Origin of the sequence: Sphingobacterium sp. UBA7249, from assembly GCF_002472835.1 — a bacterium.
Lineage (GTDB): Bacteria > Bacteroidota > Bacteroidia > Sphingobacteriales > Sphingobacteriaceae > Sphingobacterium > Sphingobacterium prati.
This window is the reverse complement of sequence record NZ_DKST01000030.1, coordinates 416488-436726: the sequence shown is the minus strand read 5'-3', so window position 1 is coordinate 436726 and position 20239 is coordinate 416488. Positions and strand designations below refer to the sequence as shown.

General features: G+C 40.1%; 10 protein-coding genes. 1 reads left to right on the top strand and 9 read right to left on the bottom strand.

From position 1 onward, the window contains the following. Positions 1-144: 144 nt before the first annotated feature. From B4A24_RS23290 to B4A24_RS23250, 9 genes are all read right to left on the bottom strand, one after another. Entirely contained in the window at positions 145-1371 is a 1227-nt protein-coding gene (locus tag B4A24_RS23290; RefSeq protein ID WP_293947333.1) for a glycosyl hydrolase family 28 protein, read from the bottom strand. Positions 1372-1448: 77 nt separating this feature from the next. Further along, positions 1449-5513 carry a hybrid sensor histidine kinase/response regulator transcription factor gene (locus B4A24_RS23285; RefSeq protein WP_293947332.1) on the bottom strand — a complete coding sequence of 1355 codons (4065 nt, stop codon included), beginning with the start codon at positions 5511-5513 and terminating at the stop codon, positions 1449-1451. A gap of 206 nt (positions 5514-5719) precedes the next feature. Next, the gene (locus B4A24_RS23280) at positions 5720-6490 is read right to left on the bottom strand and encodes a hypothetical protein (protein WP_288812122.1); all 771 of its coding nucleotides are present in this window, start codon (positions 6488-6490) and stop codon (positions 5720-5722) included. A gap of 14 nt (positions 6491-6504) precedes the next feature. Continuing rightward, positions 6505-9270, bottom strand: coding sequence for a sugar-binding domain-containing protein (locus B4A24_RS23275; protein ID WP_288812121.1), 2766 nt, complete (start codon positions 9268-9270; stop codon positions 6505-6507). A 97-nt stretch (positions 9271-9367) separates the two neighbouring features. After that, entirely contained in the window at positions 9368-11155 is a 1788-nt protein-coding gene (locus B4A24_RS23270) for a glycoside hydrolase family 2 protein (RefSeq protein ID WP_288812120.1), read from the bottom strand. 146 nt (positions 11156-11301) lie between these two features. Beyond that, positions 11302-12867, bottom strand: coding sequence for a DUF4832 domain-containing protein (locus B4A24_RS23265; protein ID WP_293947331.1), 1566 nt, complete (start codon positions 12865-12867; stop codon positions 11302-11304). A 702-nt stretch (positions 12868-13569) separates the two neighbouring features. Then, on the bottom strand, positions 13570-13719 hold the full coding sequence (locus B4A24_RS23260) for a hypothetical protein (RefSeq protein ID WP_288812118.1): 150 nt from the start codon (positions 13717-13719) through the stop codon (positions 13570-13572). 172 nt (positions 13720-13891) lie between these two features. Then, on the bottom strand, positions 13892-15049 hold the full coding sequence (locus tag B4A24_RS23255) for a TlpA family protein disulfide reductase (RefSeq protein ID WP_293947330.1): 1158 nt from the start codon (positions 15047-15049) through the stop codon (positions 13892-13894). A 491-nt stretch (positions 15050-15540) separates the two neighbouring features. After that, positions 15541-16353 carry a hypothetical protein gene (locus B4A24_RS23250; protein WP_293947329.1) on the bottom strand — a complete coding sequence of 271 codons (813 nt, stop codon included), beginning with the start codon at positions 16351-16353 and terminating at the stop codon, positions 15541-15543. Positions 16354-16757: 404 nt separating this feature from the next. On the opposite strand from B4A24_RS23250, the gene B4A24_RS23245 reads away from it, so the two are divergent. Then, complete coding sequence (locus B4A24_RS23245; RefSeq protein ID WP_293947328.1) at positions 16758-20225, top strand: TraB/GumN family protein; 3468 nt, start codon at positions 16758-16760, stop codon at positions 20223-20225. Positions 20226-20239: the final 14 nt, after the last annotated feature.

The window sequence follows — 20239 nt, the reverse complement described above, 5'->3', positions numbered from 1 at the left end:
TTGCTTTTTTAAAATTGGTTAAGACAAAACTATCATCATAACCAATTCATAGGGTTCGTTTTTGTACGAAAATGGTTTGATTTTGTACAAAAGGCAAAAACAGGTGTTTTTCGCGCTATAATAGGGATATAGAGCGATTTATAATTAATTCTTTATACGCATTACATGATCAAGGACAACTGTTTCACTTTGTTGTACATCGATCGCTTCATCCTTGCCTTGGTAAATAATATCCCTGAAGCTAGCTTGCGGGATACCTTTGGCTTTTATGGGCTGATGGCTGACTAGATTTCGTACGAATAGGCCTTTCACGCGTTCGGCATACTCGACAACCAAACCTTGTTTCGCTAAAGGACTGATGACCATATTCTCAATAAAAACATTGCTTATCCGAAGGTTACCCACTGGCATGATCCGTATGGATCGGTGTGAGATGGAATAGAAGTCCTGCCAGTTCTGGAGATAAATAGTTGAAATATTGTCTATCTCGCCCCTATAGATCGAACCACTGACCACATTTACATTTTCTTCTCCTGCTCCGACTCCCGTATCTGTCAACCCTATATTAATAAAGTCGTCGCCACTTTTACCTTTGCAATTTGCAATAAGAATATTTTTACAGCCAAAACGTACGCCCATGCCGTCCTGGTTTAAGATCTGTTTGTCCACTCCATCAACAGTGACGGCCTGCCTCACGTTAAAGGTCATATCACTCACCTTACCATTTGTACAGCGTTCCAGTACCAAACCATGACCATGATAATCTTTTAGCGTAATACCGCTAACTTCAAATACATCAGTGTAAGCCAATATAATGGCATGATTTCGCCATCCGCCTTTTTGGTTCACTCCCGGTTTGCCGGCATCGGTACCGTAGGATTGTCCAAATCCGTTAGGGTTTAGGGACAAAGTTTTATTGTGGTCACCTGTAGCCCTGGGGTGATCAGCTCCCTCTAAAAGGACATTGCCTTTGCCAATAATCCGGATATTCTTTAAGGGTACGATGTCTTTGATGGTCAATCCGGAATTTGCCGAACGGATAAAATTATCCCGGCATTTATCCGATAGCTTAATGGTACAGTTGTTCAATTCGAGTTCAAAATCACTGGGAAGCAAAATGGCCTCATCAATGAGCCAGACACTTTTTTTCGCTACCGCATCATATTTAGGGATCACTACTTTTCCAGTCGTATTTTTTGCTTCCTTTATGGCTTTTTGTATCCGCTCTGATTGGGAACCAGTTTTGTATTTATTGGGGCTGATAAAAGTCTCTTCTACCTTTTGGCTGACGGCCGCTGCTAGATAAAATACATTACACAAGCAAATAAAATAGGTGAGCAGAAGCTTTTTTTTAAAAATTGTCATTTTCATTATCATTAGGATTTCAAAAATATAGAATTGCCTTTCTCCCAGCTGAAAGGGTTATCGGTCAAAATTGGCTGTTCTTTTTATTTCTTTCCACTGGAAACCTTTTTCTTAAACTCGGAAGGGCTCAGTTCAAATTGCTTTTTGAAACAGACGCTAAAGTATTTGGCATTGTTAAACCCGGTCTGGTAAGCAACCTCTGCTACGGTCAAATCCGATTTCTCCAACAGGTAAGCACTTCTTTTCAGGCGCATGTTCAAAATAAATTCTTTGATCGACATCCCAACAATATCATGTATTTTTTGATAGAGAATGGTTCTGCCCACGTTCATATCAGCCACAAAATCCTCTACAGAATAACTGGCATTGTCAATGTTTTCTTCAATGACCTGAATGGCCTTAATCAGTAGTTCCTCGTCCATGGAGGTGACGGTAACATTGGAGGGATCCACCTGAATATGTTTGCTGTATTTTTCTTTTAGTTCCTGCTGATTTCTTAAAATGGTTTCAATTTGTTGCAACAGATAGTCGACATGAAAGGGTTTATCAATAAACACATTGGCCCCATATTCCAATGCTTTTATCTTATTCTGATTGTCATCTCCGGTACCCGAAATCATGATAATAGGAATATGGCTCGTCTTAAAATTTTGTCTAAGGCTACGGCAGACTTCCAAACCACTGCGATTGGGCATGATCAAATCGGTAATAATGAGTTGCGGATAAATTTTTTCGGCTTTAGTTAAGCCTTCTTCTCCGTCACTTGCCGTATATACATTATATTTTTCGGCCAGGCGCTGCTCCAGATAGACCCGAAGCTGTTGATCATCTTCAATGAGCAGGATATTATCTGTTTTTTTGATAGGGATAGATCCGCTTTCAGGCATTACTGTATCCTGCGTGATAATCTCGTCGATTTCAGAAACAGTATAATCATACACGTTAGACTGCATATCGCCTGAACCGGCCTGTTTTCTTAAAGGTAAGGAAATGGTAAATGAAATTTTATCGGTCTTATTGACCATCCATATTTTGCCCTCAAGCACATCTACCAGTTCTTTTACAATGGCAAGCCCTAGTCCTGAACTTTCTTCAAAAGTTGGCCTATGCGACGACAGCCGGTTGAAAGAGGTATACAACGTTGCAATCTGTTCTTCGGAAAAACAATCGCCGGTATTTAAAACTTCGATGGAGATATATTCTGTCCCCTCTGGGTTTAGCACCGAAAACCGTTCTTTTTCTTCTGCTGTAGCAGGATAGATACGTACGCCCACATACCCATTGTCAGGTGTATACTTTAGAGCATTGGAGAAAAGATTAGTCAATATTTTCTCGATAATATCATAATCAAAGGCAACATATAAACTGTCCTTATGCGCCGAAATATTGGTTTCAACGCCTTTTTTGTTGGCATAGAGTTCAAATAGGCCAAATATATCCTTTACAAAGTTGATAAAATCGCCATTTTGCGGATTGAGTGTAATTTTTTGGCTTTCGATTTCGCGAAAACGTAGTAATTGGCTGATCATACGCTGTATTCTGGAGACATTCCGCTCTATTAAATCCATGTAAACCAAAGCAGTATCATTGGCCACAATCGTTTCCTTGAGTTGTTTAAGTGGTTGTAAAACCAGCGTTAGCGGTGTTTTTAAGTCATGCGAGATATTGGTAAAAAAGTCTGTACGCGCCTGACTAAGCTCTTGCATATTCTGTTCTTTTAAACGCTCAAGTGCCAAACGCTCCTTAAACACTCTTTTATTGCTGTAATACCGCATAATAAAAAAGAGCAGGGCAAAAACAAGTGCCGCATAGAAACAATAGGCCCACCAGGACAAGAAAAATGGCGGATCAATGTGGATGTACAATCGCGATATTTGATCGCCCCACTGCCCATCATTGTTGGAAGCCTTGATTTCGAAGGTATAATCTCCGCCCGGGAGATTGAGAAACTGTACAGATTTCTGACCTGCATGACTAATTTGCCATTCTTCGCCTAGTCCCAACATCCGGTACGCAAACTGATTCTTATCCGCTGAAAGATAGCTATTTGCCGAAAACTTGATTTCGACATTAGACTGGTTACTGGAGAGCCTTATCTGATCTTCTTTTTGATTGGAAAGGCTACTGATATCTTTGGCTAAAATTGACGAGCCTTCATTTGGTTTCACTAATTTGTTGTTGACCAAAAATCCTGTAAAAAACACTTTTGGCTTTTGCATATTTTTATTGAGGTATGCGGGGTCGAACAGCAAAAATCCATTGGTGCCACCAAACAGCATTTCACCCCTGGATGTCTTGTAAGCGGCATGAATGTAAAACGAACCAATCTTATTTTCCTGGTAGAACCTGGCTTTCTCAAATTTTTTGGATTTCCGATCGAAACAATAAAGACCATCACTGGTACTTAACCAGACATTTTTCGTGGCGTTATCTTCTAATAGGCCAAATACCATTTTCGCCGGAAATCCGCTACTTGCACTATAATTGATGTATGTTCCATCTTTTTTGAGCACATTTACACCTTTGCCCAATGTTCCCAACCAGACTTCGCCATTCGAGGTGAGTGTATAACTGCACAGGTAATTTGCAAAATAGGAGGCATCTTTGACCAAGTAATGCTTCAACACCTTTAAGGTATGGGCATCTACAACAAAAAAACCTTGATGGCTAATTAAACAGAGCTGATTTTGGTTATTCACATATAATGCTTCGACTTCCAGATTCAATTTTCCCCCAGTAGCGTCGATGACGCTCACCATTTCTACCGGCCCCAGTGGCTTCTTGCGATATAAAAATGATTTATCGGGATCTGTCATCCACCAGGTACCTTCCTTGTCGTTTACAAAATCATAAACCGTGAGCGGCTGCCTGCTTTCCGGAGAGCGAAAATTGAAACTGTTGAAATGGTGATTGACCACATCATAACGGCCAATACCACCATTGTAGGCCGAAATCAATAGGCTTTTGCTCATGCCATCAAACTTCAGGCGTTTAATCATATTAGGGCTTGAAGAACTGCCCTGCGATTGCTCAGGGCGACTAAACTGATCTTTTTCTCTATTCCAATAATTGAGACTCCCCCCCTCGGTGCCGATCCATATATTTCCCAGATGGTCCTCCTGAAAACTGCTGACGATAGGATGGTTTAGACCTCCGGGACTGGGTTTAAAGTAGCGTACCCTGGAGTCGTAAAGCGAACAATAGGCGATTTTACCACCGTAGGTACCTATCCAGGCCCCCTGGTCCGGATCCGCATAGATTGTCCATATCGAGTTATTAGGCAATGAATAAGCATCGTTGAGATTCATCTGCAAGGCGCTGCTGCTCCCATTGGCGGGATCATAAAGAAATAATCCGGCTTGCGTAGCCACCCAGATCACCCCAGTGTGGTCCACATACAATTTTTTGGTTAAAACAGATGGGTTCCCTCCCATGCTTACGGGAATTTTCTGTTTTAAGGTGCCTGTCAAATCTGTTACATGGATCCCGTCCCGCTGTGTCAAAAAGTAATAGGAGCCACGATATGCAACCGCGTCATTCACCTGATTGGTTGTACTGCCAAAATCCGCAAACCGGACCAGGCTTTTTTTAGTCATTTCTACTTTGTACATGAGCGCGCCTTGCGTTAAAAACACATGGTCGCTGGTACTCAATATATTTTGGAAAGACTTGTCTTTGGGCAATAAAAAGCTTTCGGTTTTTTCATCTTGTGGATGATAACGAAGTACACTATTGTCTGAAAGCATGTAAAGCTGGCCATCACTATGTACACATAATGATCGGATTTTTCCCGGAACGACGACTATGAAAGAAAATCGCTCGTAATCAAATTTTAATAAGCCGTGGCCCGAAGCTAAAAATAGATTTCCTTTTTTATCCCGGATTAACGAACCGTATCCCCATTTCTGTTTCGGTTTGATCGCAGAAACGATATCGTTTAACTGATAAAAGCTATTGCCATCGTACATGAATAGCGCATCGGGACCGGTGTACCAGATACGCCCTAAGCTGTCTTTTGCGATGCTTTGTATACCGCCGTAATACGAAGTTTCGGGCATCAGGTGAAATCTGTACCTCGAGAGATCAATACCGAGAACAGATTGTCCAAAAAAAACAATGAAACATATGACCAGACTGTATTTATTCATTTACCAATCCTACTAAAGCTGTTTAAGTTCAATCAAAAATTTTTACACTTACTAGGTTACTGTCAAAATGCCGAGCTGTATTTTATTAAGACAAGCATTTCTTTAAGCTACGATTCTCTTTTAATTATCCAAAGGGCTGTGTCAAAATTTCGACATACGTTCCTTTTTACTCTTTTTCAGATACATCCTAAAACCGTAACTCCTATTTACTTAAAAATAGGAGTTGGAGACAAACTTATTTTCTTTTGTTTATTGTTTTTGAGTTCAAAGATCACAAGTTCATTTTTGCCGGTCACTAGATTTTCAGATGGGATTAATATTGATTGTTGCTTCTCTTCTTCCCAGTAAGACCCCAAATACCGTTGATTTAACCATACCTCTCCCATTCCCCATCCGGTCATATTAAGATACATATTTTGAGGATGATTGAAATCGAATTGACCTTGATAGAAACCGGGTGTATCAGTGCCTGGGTTTTGTTCAAACACCAAATCCTTTATTGGGTAATTGCGTACATTTAGGGGAACCATTTTCCAGTTTTGGATGTTGTTTCCATCTAAGGTAACGTTGCCAAACAGCCCTTTTGAATTATCCGTAATTTCTGGTCCATAGGTGATCCGGCCGATGTTCTCTACATAAAATTGGAGTGTGTGATTGCCCGGATCTACTTGGATGATCAACGTTTTATCCTGATCTGTCAGGGTACCCTGTAACTTGCCGTCCACATAGACCACGGCATAATCCCGTACGTTTTCCAATTCCAGCTCTTTACTTTCGGTATCTATATTTATCTCGGTCTGATAAAGCACATAGCCAAATTCGATGTTCAAATCGTTCATGGGCAATGCATCTTCGGCTTCCACCGCCTCGTTATAAACTTGGGATACAGGAGCTTTTCGCTCAAATATAATTTCCTGTGCCATTAGGGTCTGGCCTAAAAGAAACGTCATCATCGGAAATACAACTGTTCTTAACATCGTTTAAACCTTCCTTATTTCGTTAAAAATGATTGAATAAAAGTTTCGTCCAAGGGTACCTGCGGCGAAAATTTATCGCTATTCACATATTTATCAATACTGTACAACAACTGCTGGGTGGCCGGACGCTTATCCATATCTGTTTTTGTATCCAATGCCAGCAACAGCAGTTTCCCGCCATTCACCTTTGCTTCGAAACCAATACCTAATTTTTGGTTGTTATCGTAGCTGTCGATGACCTGTATAAAGGGACGCAGTTTTTGTGGTGCATGTTGCATTTCGATTACTTTTGCATTGTTCAGGATATCCCACCATTGCCAATCGGTATGGGACGAAGTAAGGAAATCCTTAAACATGGCCTGTTCATGATGAACCAGGTTACCGATCGTCATCGGTGCCCAAGCAAACATAATGGGGTTCCAGAAATGATTATGAAACATTGATTTTCGACCTTTTACGCTGGCTGGCGATGGATAAAAAACAACTGTTTTGCCTTGAGCCAACTGTTTTTTTGCCGCATCATCGTAAATATCGGTGTATAATACTTTATCTGTAGACTGCATCAGATTTTGATGTTTTGGATATACCCAAATGTCCCAGCTGTTTTTAATCTTATCATTAACTGCAAGATGAACCGTAACCTTCTGGCTGCTGATGTTTTTTAGGGGAATCTCAAATTCACCCACTGGCGATACATGTTCGTTGGCAATGGTTTGCTTTTTCAGCGATCCTTTTTGCAATACTCTGCCCGCTGTATCGGTCAACCACCATTTAATTTTGGCATTTTCAAGGGCTGAATTGCTAAAGTTATAGACCTCGGCTTTTCCCTTAAATGTTTCGGTATTGAAATAACTACTTTTATCGTATCGCAATAGAGCGACTGTCGGCGCACAAAACTCCCTGAATTTTTCGGCGGTAACCAGCCCTTTAGAGTCCCAGAATGGGTCGAAGATTCCTACGGGAGCATACCCTTGTCCAGGAAAATCGTTCATTGACAAGAGCTGGAAGCCTGCCGATTTACCGGAGCGCAACAAGCCTTCGATCACGGCCTTGTACTCCAGTACGGTCAGTGCACCAGATGCCCGAAAGAAATCGTTCGCTTGATCCAGCATGCCATTTTTTTGCAGCAGATCTTTAAATACTTCAAAATTGCGCGCTTCAACGGGGCTGTTGGCATACTTCTTTATCTCATCAAAATTCGGATAGATACATCGTTGTCCCGATTCGTGCGAAATCACAGGAACATCTACATCAGATTCCATATTCTTATCCCAGTCGGTACCGGGTAGACCTTCGTAAACCTTTACAGGCCCCTTGTTGGTCTGCTGGGATACGTAATATTGATCCGATTTGACCCGTGTTCTAGCCGTAGAACCGCTATATAAATGTCGTGGATCAGCTTTTCTGCCTTCGGCGGTCAGTTCTTCGATAAAATCGAAGTTGCCGGTAATTTCATTGCCGTTACAGTACAAAATAAACGAAGGATGGTTGCCGTACTCTTTCAAAATAGCCTTAATTTCCCTACGGAAGAAGTTATATCTGGCTTCGTCAGGTTCCGCATCTTTGCCCCACATGGGCATCTCCACCTCAAAGTAAATTCCATGTTTATCTGCCATGCGAAAGGCCGCCGCAGGGGGACACCAGGAATGGAAACGTAAATGGTTCATTCCGTATTCCTTCATCAGCACCATAATCCGTTCCCAAGAGGCATCATCGAGCGGAGCATGTCCTGTTTTTGGAAACACTGCATTTTCTACGTTGCCTCGTAAATGAATAGGGCGATTATTGAGCAACACATGGTTTTTCCCTTGTTTCACTTCACGCATACCAAAGGTCGTCGATTTTTCATTTCGGTAGCTATTTTTGCCGTCGGAGGTATTCAACTGACAGCTGATCCGATAGAGATTGGGGTTAAACTCATCCCACAGTTTAATCTGTTTACCCAAGGGAATATTCGTCTCCACATACGTGATCGAATCGGTACTTACTAATGCGATTTCATTTTTAAGGCTGTAGTTTGTGCCAGCGATAGCAAAGGAAACCTTGCCCTTTACCTGTTTTTTAGTCACATTATTTACCCGTAATTTTACCTTTATGGAATGATCAGTTATGTTGGGATAAACTTGAAGGTCTTCCACATAAACCGGATCGATGGCCATTAATTTCATCTCTCCTAAGATACCGTTCCAATTAATTTGGGTAAATTCGGTATGTGCATGGTTCCACTTATGGGTATTATACTGAAACCTATTATCGATACAGACTGTAATTCGATGCGTTTTTCCGGCCTTTACAAATGCTGTAAGATCGTGGTTGTGGGGTACACTTACATAATCGATGCTGCTAACTTCTTTGGTATCCACATAAATTGAACTTAACCAGTGGGTGCGTTCAAAATATAGGAATATTTTTTTACCTTTCCAGTCGGCAGGGATTTCGATATCCCGTTGGTACCATGCCGGCCCCATGTATTCGTATTTTCGGGTCAGACGGTCAATGTATTTATACGGATTTTTATATCCTATCTGATAATCATCGGTAATGCCAGGAAGTTTGATCGTTTCTTGTAAAACGTGATTATAGCGCGGCGACAACGAGCCTCTACGGAAATCCATGACATCGGTCTGGAAACCCCAAGTACCCGATAAATCGATGACACCTTGCGCTTTTAACAGGGTTGCCTGCACGAAGAGCCCCAGTAAGCATAACATCTTAGCGTATTTGTATATACTTACCTTGTATTCGTCCATTTTGTGTTTCGCTTTTTTTTGTGCTTTCATTCTTTTAGTAAATATTTTTGTGCGCAACGATGAAAAAACTAGTGTTATTGTGATAATCTTCTTTAGGCCCTCTTTTGGAAGGGCAAGGATTGAGGTCTTATTTATTATCATAATATTCCTTCATTAAAAACCAAGCTTTTTTTCGGTAGCCTTGATCTGATACTAATCCTTTGCGGTTCCAGCCATCTTGGTTGATCGGATGAAAACGGAATGGCGAACGGAAATCAAAAAGTACCCAGGGCGAAGTTCCGCGCAGGTTTGGAATATGCTTAAACATTTCGAGGTTATTTTTATACAAGGTTGCTTGGTAATCTTCGCTCCATGAACTGACAACATCTGCATCGCCGGTCTTGCCGTACAACGCCTCTGCCCCAAATTCAGAAATAATTAACGGTTTTCCTCTTGCCACTTCCCATCTGGCTTTATCAGGGGTGATTGGCCAGGGATGGTACCAGCCCATATATTTGTTAACGGCTACTACATCCAATTCGTTAACAAAAGGATCGTCCATGACAAATACCTGTTTCTCTTTTTGAAAACGGACCAAATCAAAAGCGGCGGTAATCAGTCTGGTGGTATCGATACTTTTGCAGGTTGTTATCAAATGCCTGATAAAATTATTTCTAGGTTCGGACGGCTGGGTTTCGTTAGCTACCCCCCAAAAAGCGAGGGCACAGCGATTTTTGTCTCGAGAGATCATTTCGCGCATCATTTTGCCCGCTTTTTCTTTGGTCAATTCATTTTCAAAGTCGATCCCCTGCCATATGGGAATTTCTTCCCACAACAAAAAGCCCATTTTTTCGGCCGTCCGCACGATATATTCATTTTGCGGATAATGTGCCAATCGAATCATATTGCAACCTAAAGCTTTAGCTTCTGAAAGCAGCATTACTGCATCTGCCTGCGAAAAAGCACGGCCTTTGCGTTGCGGTATTTCCTCATGAAACGAAATGGACTTTAGAAAAATAGGCTGGCCGTTCAGAAATATATCTTCCCCCTTAACCCCAATATTGCGAAAGCCTATCTCCTCCTCGATCTGATCCTCTTGGCTTAAAATCTTTACCTTATACAGTTTTGGTGCAGCTGGCGACCAACGTATAATTTTCCTTGCTATAAATGATGTCTTTATTTCTCCCTGAGCATCTGTCCTGAGCGTTTGAGTAAGTTGCAATTCTGGTATTTCGATGGTGATGGAAGAATTGGCCAGCTTATCCGAAAGCTTTACATGAGCATTGATTTTATCGGCTTCGGTTTTGTCTAATTGAATAAAATAATCGTCAATAAAAACTTTTGGCGTGCTTACTAAAAAAACATCACGGGTAATGCCGCCATAGTTCCACCAGTCAAAGGCCATTGCCGGAATGGCATCTACCTGCCGGGTATTATTGACTTCGATTGCCAAAAAATTATCCTTTTCTTTAACCGCATCGGTTATTTCCACCTGAAAGGGCGTAAAACCGCCCTCATGCTGTGCTATTTCTTCTCCGTTGAGGTAAATACGGCAACGATAGCTTACAGCACCGAAATATAAGAACAATCTCCCATTGCTTTCTTTCACTGTGTCAAACTTTCGACCATACCAGATGGTACCTTCGTAGTATTTAAGTTCAGGCAGCTGACTGTTCCAATCCGAAGGCACATTCAGACGTAGACCGTTATCAAAGGAATATTCATAAAAATCGGTCTTGCTTTCCGGTTTTTTATTCAGGTAGATTTTATTTTTTCTGCCCTGGTCGTATAGGTCTACAATGGCGTCCCATTTTCCGTTTAATGATTGTACACGCCTGCCATACACATTAGTCATATTTTGCTGCGCGACAACCTTAACGGTGATCAGACTAAAAAACAGGGACAATATCAAATATAGATTGCTCAGCTTTATCATAATAGGTTTACTTCTTAATAAAATTGTAAATGCAAGTCGCACATTCACTAAATTTCCTCGTTTTCAAAATGGCACATAGACCGAATAGATTCATAGCGATTATTATTGCTGATGAGAAAGGGAAGCACAACAATTTGGTTTTTAAGTTAGCGCACTTGCAACGTTACCAGCTTTGTCCAACCATGAACCTGTGGAGCTTCATCAAGGGCTAGCTGAATTGCTGGTTTATTTTTCATTGCGGTATCAACAATAGCGACTGCCCAGCTGTAATTTCCAGCAGGTAAATCTATTTTTGCGTTAAATTGGTAATTTACGGCAGTACCTTTCAACCATGTAGACGGTTCGCTTTGCTGATCTACAAAAATCTTTTTCGCATTCCCTTTGGAATCCAACAGCGCAAAAGCTACCTTATACTTGTAGTTCCACTGTGGAATATTGTTAGGAAAATAGCCCCAGCCCCTATTTTGCCAATGATGGGAAATGAGCGCTACCGCACCGGATTTAATACGTTTAGGCAGCTTGATCTTTTGGGGATATAGCCGATATCCCCCTTCCGTATTAAACCGTTGAACGAGATCAAAGGACTTGAACCAGGATTCGGTTTCTCCTCCCGCCCTAAAATCCATCATGTTGACATGAGCTTCGGCCGAAGCGTCAAATTCTCCTTTTCGCACGTCCTCATCGTGCCCTTCTCTATATTTTCCACTTGGATCTTTCCAGTAACGATGCTTACCCGGAGCAATAATCCAACCGCCCTCCATAATGATAGGACGCTTGAAATTCCATTTCTTGGCAAAATCTTTTTCCCAATCCTGATAGTAGCCTGTCATACCAAAAGCATCCTGGCGTAGGCTATAACCTTTCTCAATCGCTTTGTCCAATAAACGATCACTATTTGGATTAACGGCTCCCCAACTTTCCGGATGACCGACCAAACGATGATAGTTGATAACCAAAGGCACCTTGGTAAAGGCTTGAGCATATAAATTGGTTACCCAATCCAACGTTTCTTCCTTTATTTTTTCGGTACTTTCGGGCGTTGCTATTGTTGGATCTTCATAAACTACAAAATGTGCTTCGCCCCATTTCCCCAAACCATAGGCATCAATAAAAGAAGTTTTATCAGGATCATTAAATTCTTGTGCTAGAGCTGTGATAAATTTGCTGTAATATTTTCTAAATACCGCATCCTGCGGATAGGGGGTCTGTCTATCAGGATACTTTTTATTTTCCAGATAATACTTGGCGCCAGCTTCAAACACAAATTTGGGTGTATTTTGACCTTGGTCACGACCGTCTACCACAATACGCAGCGCAATGGGCAACCCTCTTTTTTGCGCTCCTTTAATGAGGTTTCCTATTTTGGAGTTTGGGTCATCCCAGGCATAAATACCGTCGCTTGGGTTTAGCGAAGACCAGCTCGTACGCACATAACATGCCGAAGCATAATCGATGACCTTCACTTTTTTCCCCAATGCCGGCACAAAATATTCGATATCCCAATATGTATCGTCGGCATTACGGGGGGCATACATTACCCAGCCATTTAAAGGGTTGCGTAGGAACGAATGGTCGTCGTACTTGGGTTTTAAAATAATATAATCGCCATTGCTCAGGTCATTCTGACCGCTATCTTTTTGACTAAAGCCAAGCAACACAGAAGCGCATAATATGGCTAATAAAATAATTTTAGGTATTCTTTTCAATATCATCTGTCTATTTGTTATTCCATCTCTGAGAAGGTCGTTATCTCTACCGCTCTCTATTTATCGTATTTTAGAAATCCAATCACGAAGCTACCTCGCTCGTATATAGTATACGTTTAAGCCCGCTATTTTCTCATACATTAGCTGGTTATTTAGTGCCCGTATTATCAGCTTTCTTCTTCATGTTAATACGTTAACACTTTGTTTCAATCACTGTTAATTTATCTGGGCGGTAAACAAAAGTAGCTATCCTCCATTAGGCTAATGGTATTGATTTGTTCAGAAATGGTTCATTTTTGTACAAACAGGGGATTTTTGTGTGTTAAAAAGTCCAGACTAACTAAACTTTGGTTTCCCACAATCGGAATGGATCAACCAACAGCAGATTAATTACATCATCCAACATATTTCCACTTCTATTATATGAATGTGATGTCTCAAAGATTCTATTCGCTCATCTGTAACCAGGGCTCAATTCATTGGCTTAGCTTTTAAGAAATCTTCTTCTCTCCTAACAGTCATTTTTAGGTCAGAAGGCCGATGTTTGCCTATATATCGAAGGTCGGGACTAAATATAAAAAGCCACATCTTACGACGTGGCCTTAAAACATATGATTCATTAGTGGTTTGTCTTTTCATGACTGGCAAACCACCAGTGATAAGATACTATTTATACGAATTGATCGATGAACCCGGTCCTTCTGCTGCCTAGTGAAGGTTAATGCATTTTCTGGTAAACTGATAGGTATCGTCATAATCTAAATAAACAAACTGCAACATGCTGGCCTGATATAATGAATCTACTGTTTTGGGATCAGCTAAAGATTGCAACATAAAAGCAATTTCTTCATGTTTCATATGCCAGGGTAGGCTAATAATTCAAAAAGTTTTTCAGTGATTAATACATAGACTAACCATTAAGCTATGTGATACTTTTATAGAATTTGGTATCTTCAAAAAAATATAGACCAATAATATATTTTAGTTCTATGAGCGAAAATGCACTTACTGTTTGACAAGTACCTTAAAATCAATCCCTCCCGACAATGGAACGTATTCTATTAACATCAAGTTTTCCGCCATTTTTATAGTAAACGATCTTTCCATTTCGGTCTACCAACAGCACAGTTGGCACACTACTGATTCCCAGTGAGCTGCTCAATACCGCTCCCCTATCCAAACTATGTACCCAATCCATTTTATGCTGTTTTATACTATTGATATAACTTGCTGAATCACGATCTATAGAAATGCTAACTATTTTCAGTTTATCTGTTGAAAATTGATCTCTTAATGCTTTGATATCGGGAATTTGTTGGACACAAGGACCACACCAACTGGCCCAAAAATCAAGTAAGACAAAGCTTTCTTTTTGATTCTTATATAAGATGCTGTCCCTATGACTATCTTTAAAATAGACATTTGGCATGGTCATATTTTCTTTTAAAAGCACAGGAGATAAACGCTGCTTTAAATCTGACACGATCTGTTTCCCTTCGCCGCTCTGCCTAAATTTGTCAGGAAATGTACGCCCGTAATACGCTAATAGATGCGTATAATATTCAGGATCACGTTCTATAAAACTTGCAAGCCCAAGCACCTGATCTTTAAAATAATAAAAAGAGAAAAAGTCATCTGTGTTGCCGGATAGAAAATCCATTGATTTCGCATTTATAGCCTTTATCAGACTTGTGAGTTCGTATTTAACGGAGTCGTTTGTGCGTATTTCGTGGCCGTGCTTTTTAAAAAGGGTGTTCAGGTTGGATAGTTCTACCTCTTGATCCTTTCTCAGAGCCGCGTAAAATTTATTGGAAAAGGTATCAATCACAGTAACATTTACATTTTTATCTGAATAGACTGGCGCATTTGTTTTGTTAGCATCATAGAAAAGATTCAGAACGGCTACATTGCCTTCTATAAAATAATTTTCAAAATATTGGCGGTTATAAATGGTACGTACTCTAGGATAGGGTGTATTAATAGATCTATCAATAAGCAAGATAGAATCTCCCTGACCTGGTTTGAGTTCCTCCATTACAATACCATCATCAAATTGTACAATGAGCTTTTCATTATCAATTCCATGAAGATGGATTTTGATTTTGACCCGATTATGTCCTTGTGCAAAGCAGCAAAGGGTTGTTAGTATAGCCAAAATCATCAAGCATAAGCATTTATTGGTTAACATATAAAAATTGTTAAAAGTCAATATACATCTTTTAGCACCTCTGTCTTATAATAAAATTTTCAACTCATATAAGGCCATCTCCAATTTGCGGAACAGTGTTATCCAAGAAAAGAGCTCTCAACTGGGATTAATCAAGGCACTATTCGATCTGGATTGAATTAGTTTACAATTACAAACAATGCTAGTAAAAAAAGGCCGTAGTAGTAAAAAAATAACCATATTTAACAATTTGGCAATGGAATACATCCGAGATATATTATTTATAGGCACTGACGATCAGCAGTTGTGTATACTCCTAACTTATTAACCTACCCTCCAGAGATATTGGAATGATTAACACAAAGAGGCACTATGCTCCGATTTTTATCCAAAACACAAAGCCACATCTCACGAAGTGGCCTTAAATAAACATATGATTCATTAAAGGGTAGGTGAATTTATTGAGAAGAGACCGAAAGATCAAACAATAAAAAATAAAGATTGACGACTAATTATTGAAAGTATTCGATAACATGATAACTGCCATCTTGATATTTATCGAGTAATTCTTTTAAATAATATTTGTGTTGTACTCCGGTCAAGACTACTATTTTTTTTCCACTATATTTATTAGCGTGTTTGATGATATTAATAGCCATAGTATTATTTCTCAGGTCCCAAAAATTACACCAAAGCTGATAACCGTCTCGATAGGAAATTTTTTGACTATTGGGTTTCGTTATATATTTCTCCGCAAAAATCACTTCGGAATTAGCTATTTTTGGTATCTCATGATGCTGAAGAGTTTGTCTATATCTGTTCAAGGCTTCAAAAGCGATGGAATTCAATGTCTTTATATCTGTTTTTGAAAAGTCTAGTAATGCTTTGTTCGCTTCCTTATATTTCTCATAAATGGCTTTATTGGCAGCGCTTAACTTACCGACCTGATACAAGCTGTCGATAAGTTGTATTGTAAGGTGATCGGCCGGCACCATACCCCGATCTTTTCTATACTGATTTCTACCCTCAAATTCAAATGGTAAATTACGTGTTTTAGGATATTTTTCAAGATATCTTAATGTGGCAGTTTGCTCGTTGGAGGTTGGACGGATTTCCTTAGCGTAATCTTTAATCTGTTCGCTATCATTTTCTTGTAATAGTATGTCTGGCCTGATCTTATCTAGGATTTCAAACAGCATATCTGGATTCAATATGGCGGACGACTCGTGCACGGTGCCAATGATATAGAGTTGTGTCTTCGTCGAGGTTTGAGCTTTTGCCAGGTTTAACAATAAAACCGCCAAACTCGCAAAAAAGTATTTCATTATAAAATTGATATTTAGGTATTGTTAAAAGCGATACTACCAAATATAAGAAAATCAGTGTTTATGAGAAACTTTTTCTTCCTTTCAACTGATTGGGACTGATGCATTAAAAAGCATTTTCATAAAACTATTTCAGACTTGCCATTAAGAGAAAGGGTCTGATTAATATCAGTCCCTTTTGACGTAAAGAATACCCTTCTTCGATCTCGTTGTGCAAACTGATGTACTGCTGAAATTTCGACAAAATGTACTATTGTATAGCTGTTAAAATTTATCTAATTTTAATAGGACTATTTGATATTGACCTTAAATTATTCAATTCAAATTTTTAGCCGTAAAAAGGACTGAGCCAATAAATTGTTTAATCTTCGTTTACCGAAGCCATATTATTATCTATCAATCGAATGTATAAATCTGTTGGAACTACAAAATCGGGACAACTGCTGTTATCACTGTTTATTTTTTCCTGCTGCGCATTGTTGCTACACAGGGCCCAAGCCCAGGAAATAAAATACCCTAGTTTTCTATGGGAAATCAGCGGAAAGGGCTTGACCAAACCTTCTTATTTGCTCGGTTCAGTACACTTAAAGGACAGGCGTCTGATCAATAGCAATGATTCGATATTTATTGCTATAGCCAATACCGATGCCCTTGCATTGGAAATACACCCCGACACTCTTTATAAAGAGATATGGGAAATCCGATTTAACAAACAGCCCTCTTCCAAAAAGATAGCACTTACTGATGCACAAAAAAAGGAGTTTGAACATCGCTACAAAAAGGCGTATGGCGTAGTTCCCGATTCGCAGCAAATGAACTCGCCACATATTGTGAAATATTTCATGAATCCTAACCACGATAAACCGGACGATATTGCCGCTTTATTGGATGCTTATCTCTATGGTCTGGCCAAATCCCAAAGAAAGCATATTATTGGTCTGGAGCCAATGGAACATCAGCTGGAGACAACTGCGAATGAATTAGTCCAACTCAGGAGCAAAAAGGATAGCACCAATTACTATAAACATTTTGAGCAGCTGATGCAGCTCTACAGCGCAGGGAATCTAGATGGGGTATGGAAAATAATTTCACCCTATATTGATCGTGAGGAAATGCAAAGCAGGAATAACACGATGCTAAAAAACATCATTGCACAGTTTGATAAAGGTACTGTCTGTGCTGTTGTAGGAGCCTCACATCTGCCGGGTGATCTAGGGCTGATCCACCTGCTAATGAATAAAGGTTATAGACTCCGTCCCGTCAAAACAAAAAAAACAAACCTGGCCGCTAAATATAAAATCGATTACGGGACGATGGAATGGGGGCTCCACAAGGATTCAATCTATGGATATGCCGTGTCTCTGCCTAAAGGCTATGTACATAAGACAAGTACTATAGGCGGAACAAGCATGATGTACGGTGATCTGAGTACAGAAACAGAACTGGTAATATCTGCTACATTTATAGGTGAGCTTCATGGACTGACAACGAAAGATTTTTTTACCAAGGAATACGAAAGAAGATCCGCAAAAAGCAAACATCCTATTGTATCCCAACAATTCCTTGAAAAGGACGGTGCAAAGGGTATGCAAGTTGTTACTTCGCATAACAATATGCTGACTAAATGGGAATTCTGGTTAAAAAACAATACGCTGTATAGCTTATTAGCTTTTACCAGCAGTGGGCAGTTGGATGCATATCTATCAGACCACTTTTTCAATGGATTCGAAATTTCCAGTCTAAAAGAATCCGCCGGCCTGGCAGAATCTATTTATGACATCGGTGCTTTTGCGATCAAAATACCGCCTCCGGCTCAATATATCTACCAGACCCGCACAGAGCCGATCGGAGATAAAAAAGTCCAATATAGCATGTACAATTATTTTTCTATGGATAGAATTCGAAAGATAAATTATATGGTCGAGTACCACGACTATCCGATAGGCTATACCACGACAGACAGGGCCTTGGCGCTAAAAGCAATAAGTGGGATTCTCGCAAAAAATCCGGCACTCACCATCACATCTGTCGAACCCCGTGAAAAGGACAATGCGATCGGTACTGCAATAACGGCCCAGTTGGACAAATCTAACCTATTTGCAGAAATGTGGATCCGTGGAAACCGAATTTATCAGGTCATGCAGGAAAATTTTGATAAGAACAATAAGGAAATAGATAAAGCTTTTTTCAGTTCCTTCCGGATGATTCCTTTTAAAAATACAGATTGGAAAGATTTTACATTGAACAATATACAACTGAAACTCCCAGCATCTTCGCTGATAAAGATAAAAGATGTGAATACAACTGAGCAATTGGATAGCGAAGTTCATATCTACGCGGCAACGGATAGCAATTCGAGCACGGCTTTTCTTGTGGAAATAGCCAAATTGCCAAAATATTATCGGCTGCAAAAAAGCGACAGCCTATATTCAGAAATACAGATCAGCGCAAAAAAACAATCTGAAGAGTTGCTGCGTTATGACACGCTGTCATCCGACAATATAACTGCCGCCATCTATACAAGTAAGGATTCGTTAACGGCTAACTATCACAAAAACATTATCTGGATGAGAGGCAATATGTCCTATGGAATTGATGTGGTCGGTACGCAGGAAGCCGTTGAACAAATGAATATTGATAAGATCATAAAATCTGTCCGCTATATGGACAGCCAAGCAAATTTTGATGTATACGGTTCAAAAGCAGCAATGCTTTTTACAGATATTTATAGCCCAGATACCCTTGTCGCCCAGCAGGCAAGAAATATATTGGATGTCAATTACAGATTTGGCAAAGACGATCTGCCACTGATTTATAAAACATTGGTCAAAAAACAGCGCGATGACGATCAGAGCAACGGACTGCGGAGAAGCCTGATCTATAGTTTGGTAAAAAATCACGATGAACGCACTATACCTATTCTAAAAAATATACTCAAGGATCCTACAACAACAGACCTGCTCAAAATAGCAATCTTGCCGACGGTCTGGGAAATAGATTCGACGCAGCTCGACTGGTATCTCCAGACATTAAACCAGCATAGGCCCGACACTGATTACCAAACCTGGCGATTGCTGCAGCCCCTGAGGGAATCCCAAAACTATGCTGCCCTCAATTTAGAGAAAATCGTTCCGCTTTTTTCTGTCGCTAATTACCGGCCTACCTTATTAAATATCTGCTTGAAAATTGTCAAGGACAGCACGATGCAACATGCGAGAAAGGCGATTATGGCTTACCTGCCGGATATTATGCAATATTTAGCGTCTGATTTATCCCAGCTGGATTCGGAGCAAGAAACGGTAGGCAGCTTCAATGCTTATTCCATAGCCGATTATGTCAGATTACTCGCGTTATTTGAGCAAAAAGATCTACTTAGAAAATTTCAGAAACAGTTGCTCGTTGATAGGCCTACCGGATATCTTCGCGCGATAACAGTAGCTGACTTTTTAATGCTGGGCCTTCCGCTGGGTCAGGACTTAATCGACAGCACCTATGCCGATATTTCGCAACGGGCGGTATTAATGAACGCGCTGAAAGAGACAAATAGGGAAGGTCTGATACCTGCAAAATATAAGGAACAGACCGAAATCGGAAAAATCGTCGTAAGCGGGTATCTGGAATCCGAATGGGATATCTCGCCTCCACAAGTTGATTATCTGGGCCAGATGACAGAAAAAAACAAAGTATATTTGGTATATGCTTATAAAACCGAAGGCGATGAGCAGACTTATCTTTCAATTTTTGTACCCGATTCGAAAAATAGCGAATGGGCTTATAATTTTGAAAATTGCTATTCAAACCTAGAGCCTAGGACAGGTGACTGGAAAGAACAGGCGCTCAAACTAATCCGGGAAATGGATAATGGAGAATAAACCAATAACTGGCA

What these genes read in the sequence shown, in the direction of transcription:
- B4A24_RS23265 (WP_293947331.1), bottom strand. Translation starts at nt 12,867, where the DNA reads ATGATATTGAAAAGAATACCTAAAATTATTTTATTAGCCATATTATGC.
- B4A24_RS23260 (WP_288812118.1), bottom strand. Translation starts at nt 13,719, where the DNA reads ATGAAACATGAAGAAATTGCTTTTATGTTGCAATCTTTAGCTGATCCC.
- B4A24_RS23285 (WP_293947332.1), bottom strand. Translation starts at nt 5,513, where the DNA reads ATGAATAAATACAGTCTGGTCATATGTTTCATTGTTTTTTTTGGACAA.
- B4A24_RS23250 (WP_293947329.1), bottom strand. Translation starts at nt 16,353, where the DNA reads ATGAAATACTTTTTTGCGAGTTTGGCGGTTTTATTGTTAAACCTGGCA.
- B4A24_RS23280 (WP_288812122.1), bottom strand. Translation starts at nt 6,490, where the DNA reads ATGTTAAGAACAGTTGTATTTCCGATGATGACGTTTCTTTTAGGCCAG.
- B4A24_RS23245 (WP_293947328.1), top strand. Translation starts at nt 16,758, where the DNA reads ATGTATAAATCTGTTGGAACTACAAAATCGGGACAACTGCTGTTATCA.
- B4A24_RS23270 (WP_288812120.1), bottom strand. Translation starts at nt 11,155, where the DNA reads ATGATAAAGCTGAGCAATCTATATTTGATATTGTCCCTGTTTTTTAGT.
- B4A24_RS23275 (WP_288812121.1), bottom strand. Translation starts at nt 9,270, where the DNA reads ATGAAAGCACAAAAAAAAGCGAAACACAAAATGGACGAATACAAGGTA.
- B4A24_RS23290 (WP_293947333.1), bottom strand. Translation starts at nt 1,371, where the DNA reads ATGAAAATGACAATTTTTAAAAAAAAGCTTCTGCTCACCTATTTTATT.
- B4A24_RS23255 (WP_293947330.1), bottom strand. Translation starts at nt 15,049, where the DNA reads ATGTTAACCAATAAATGCTTATGCTTGATGATTTTGGCTATACTAACA.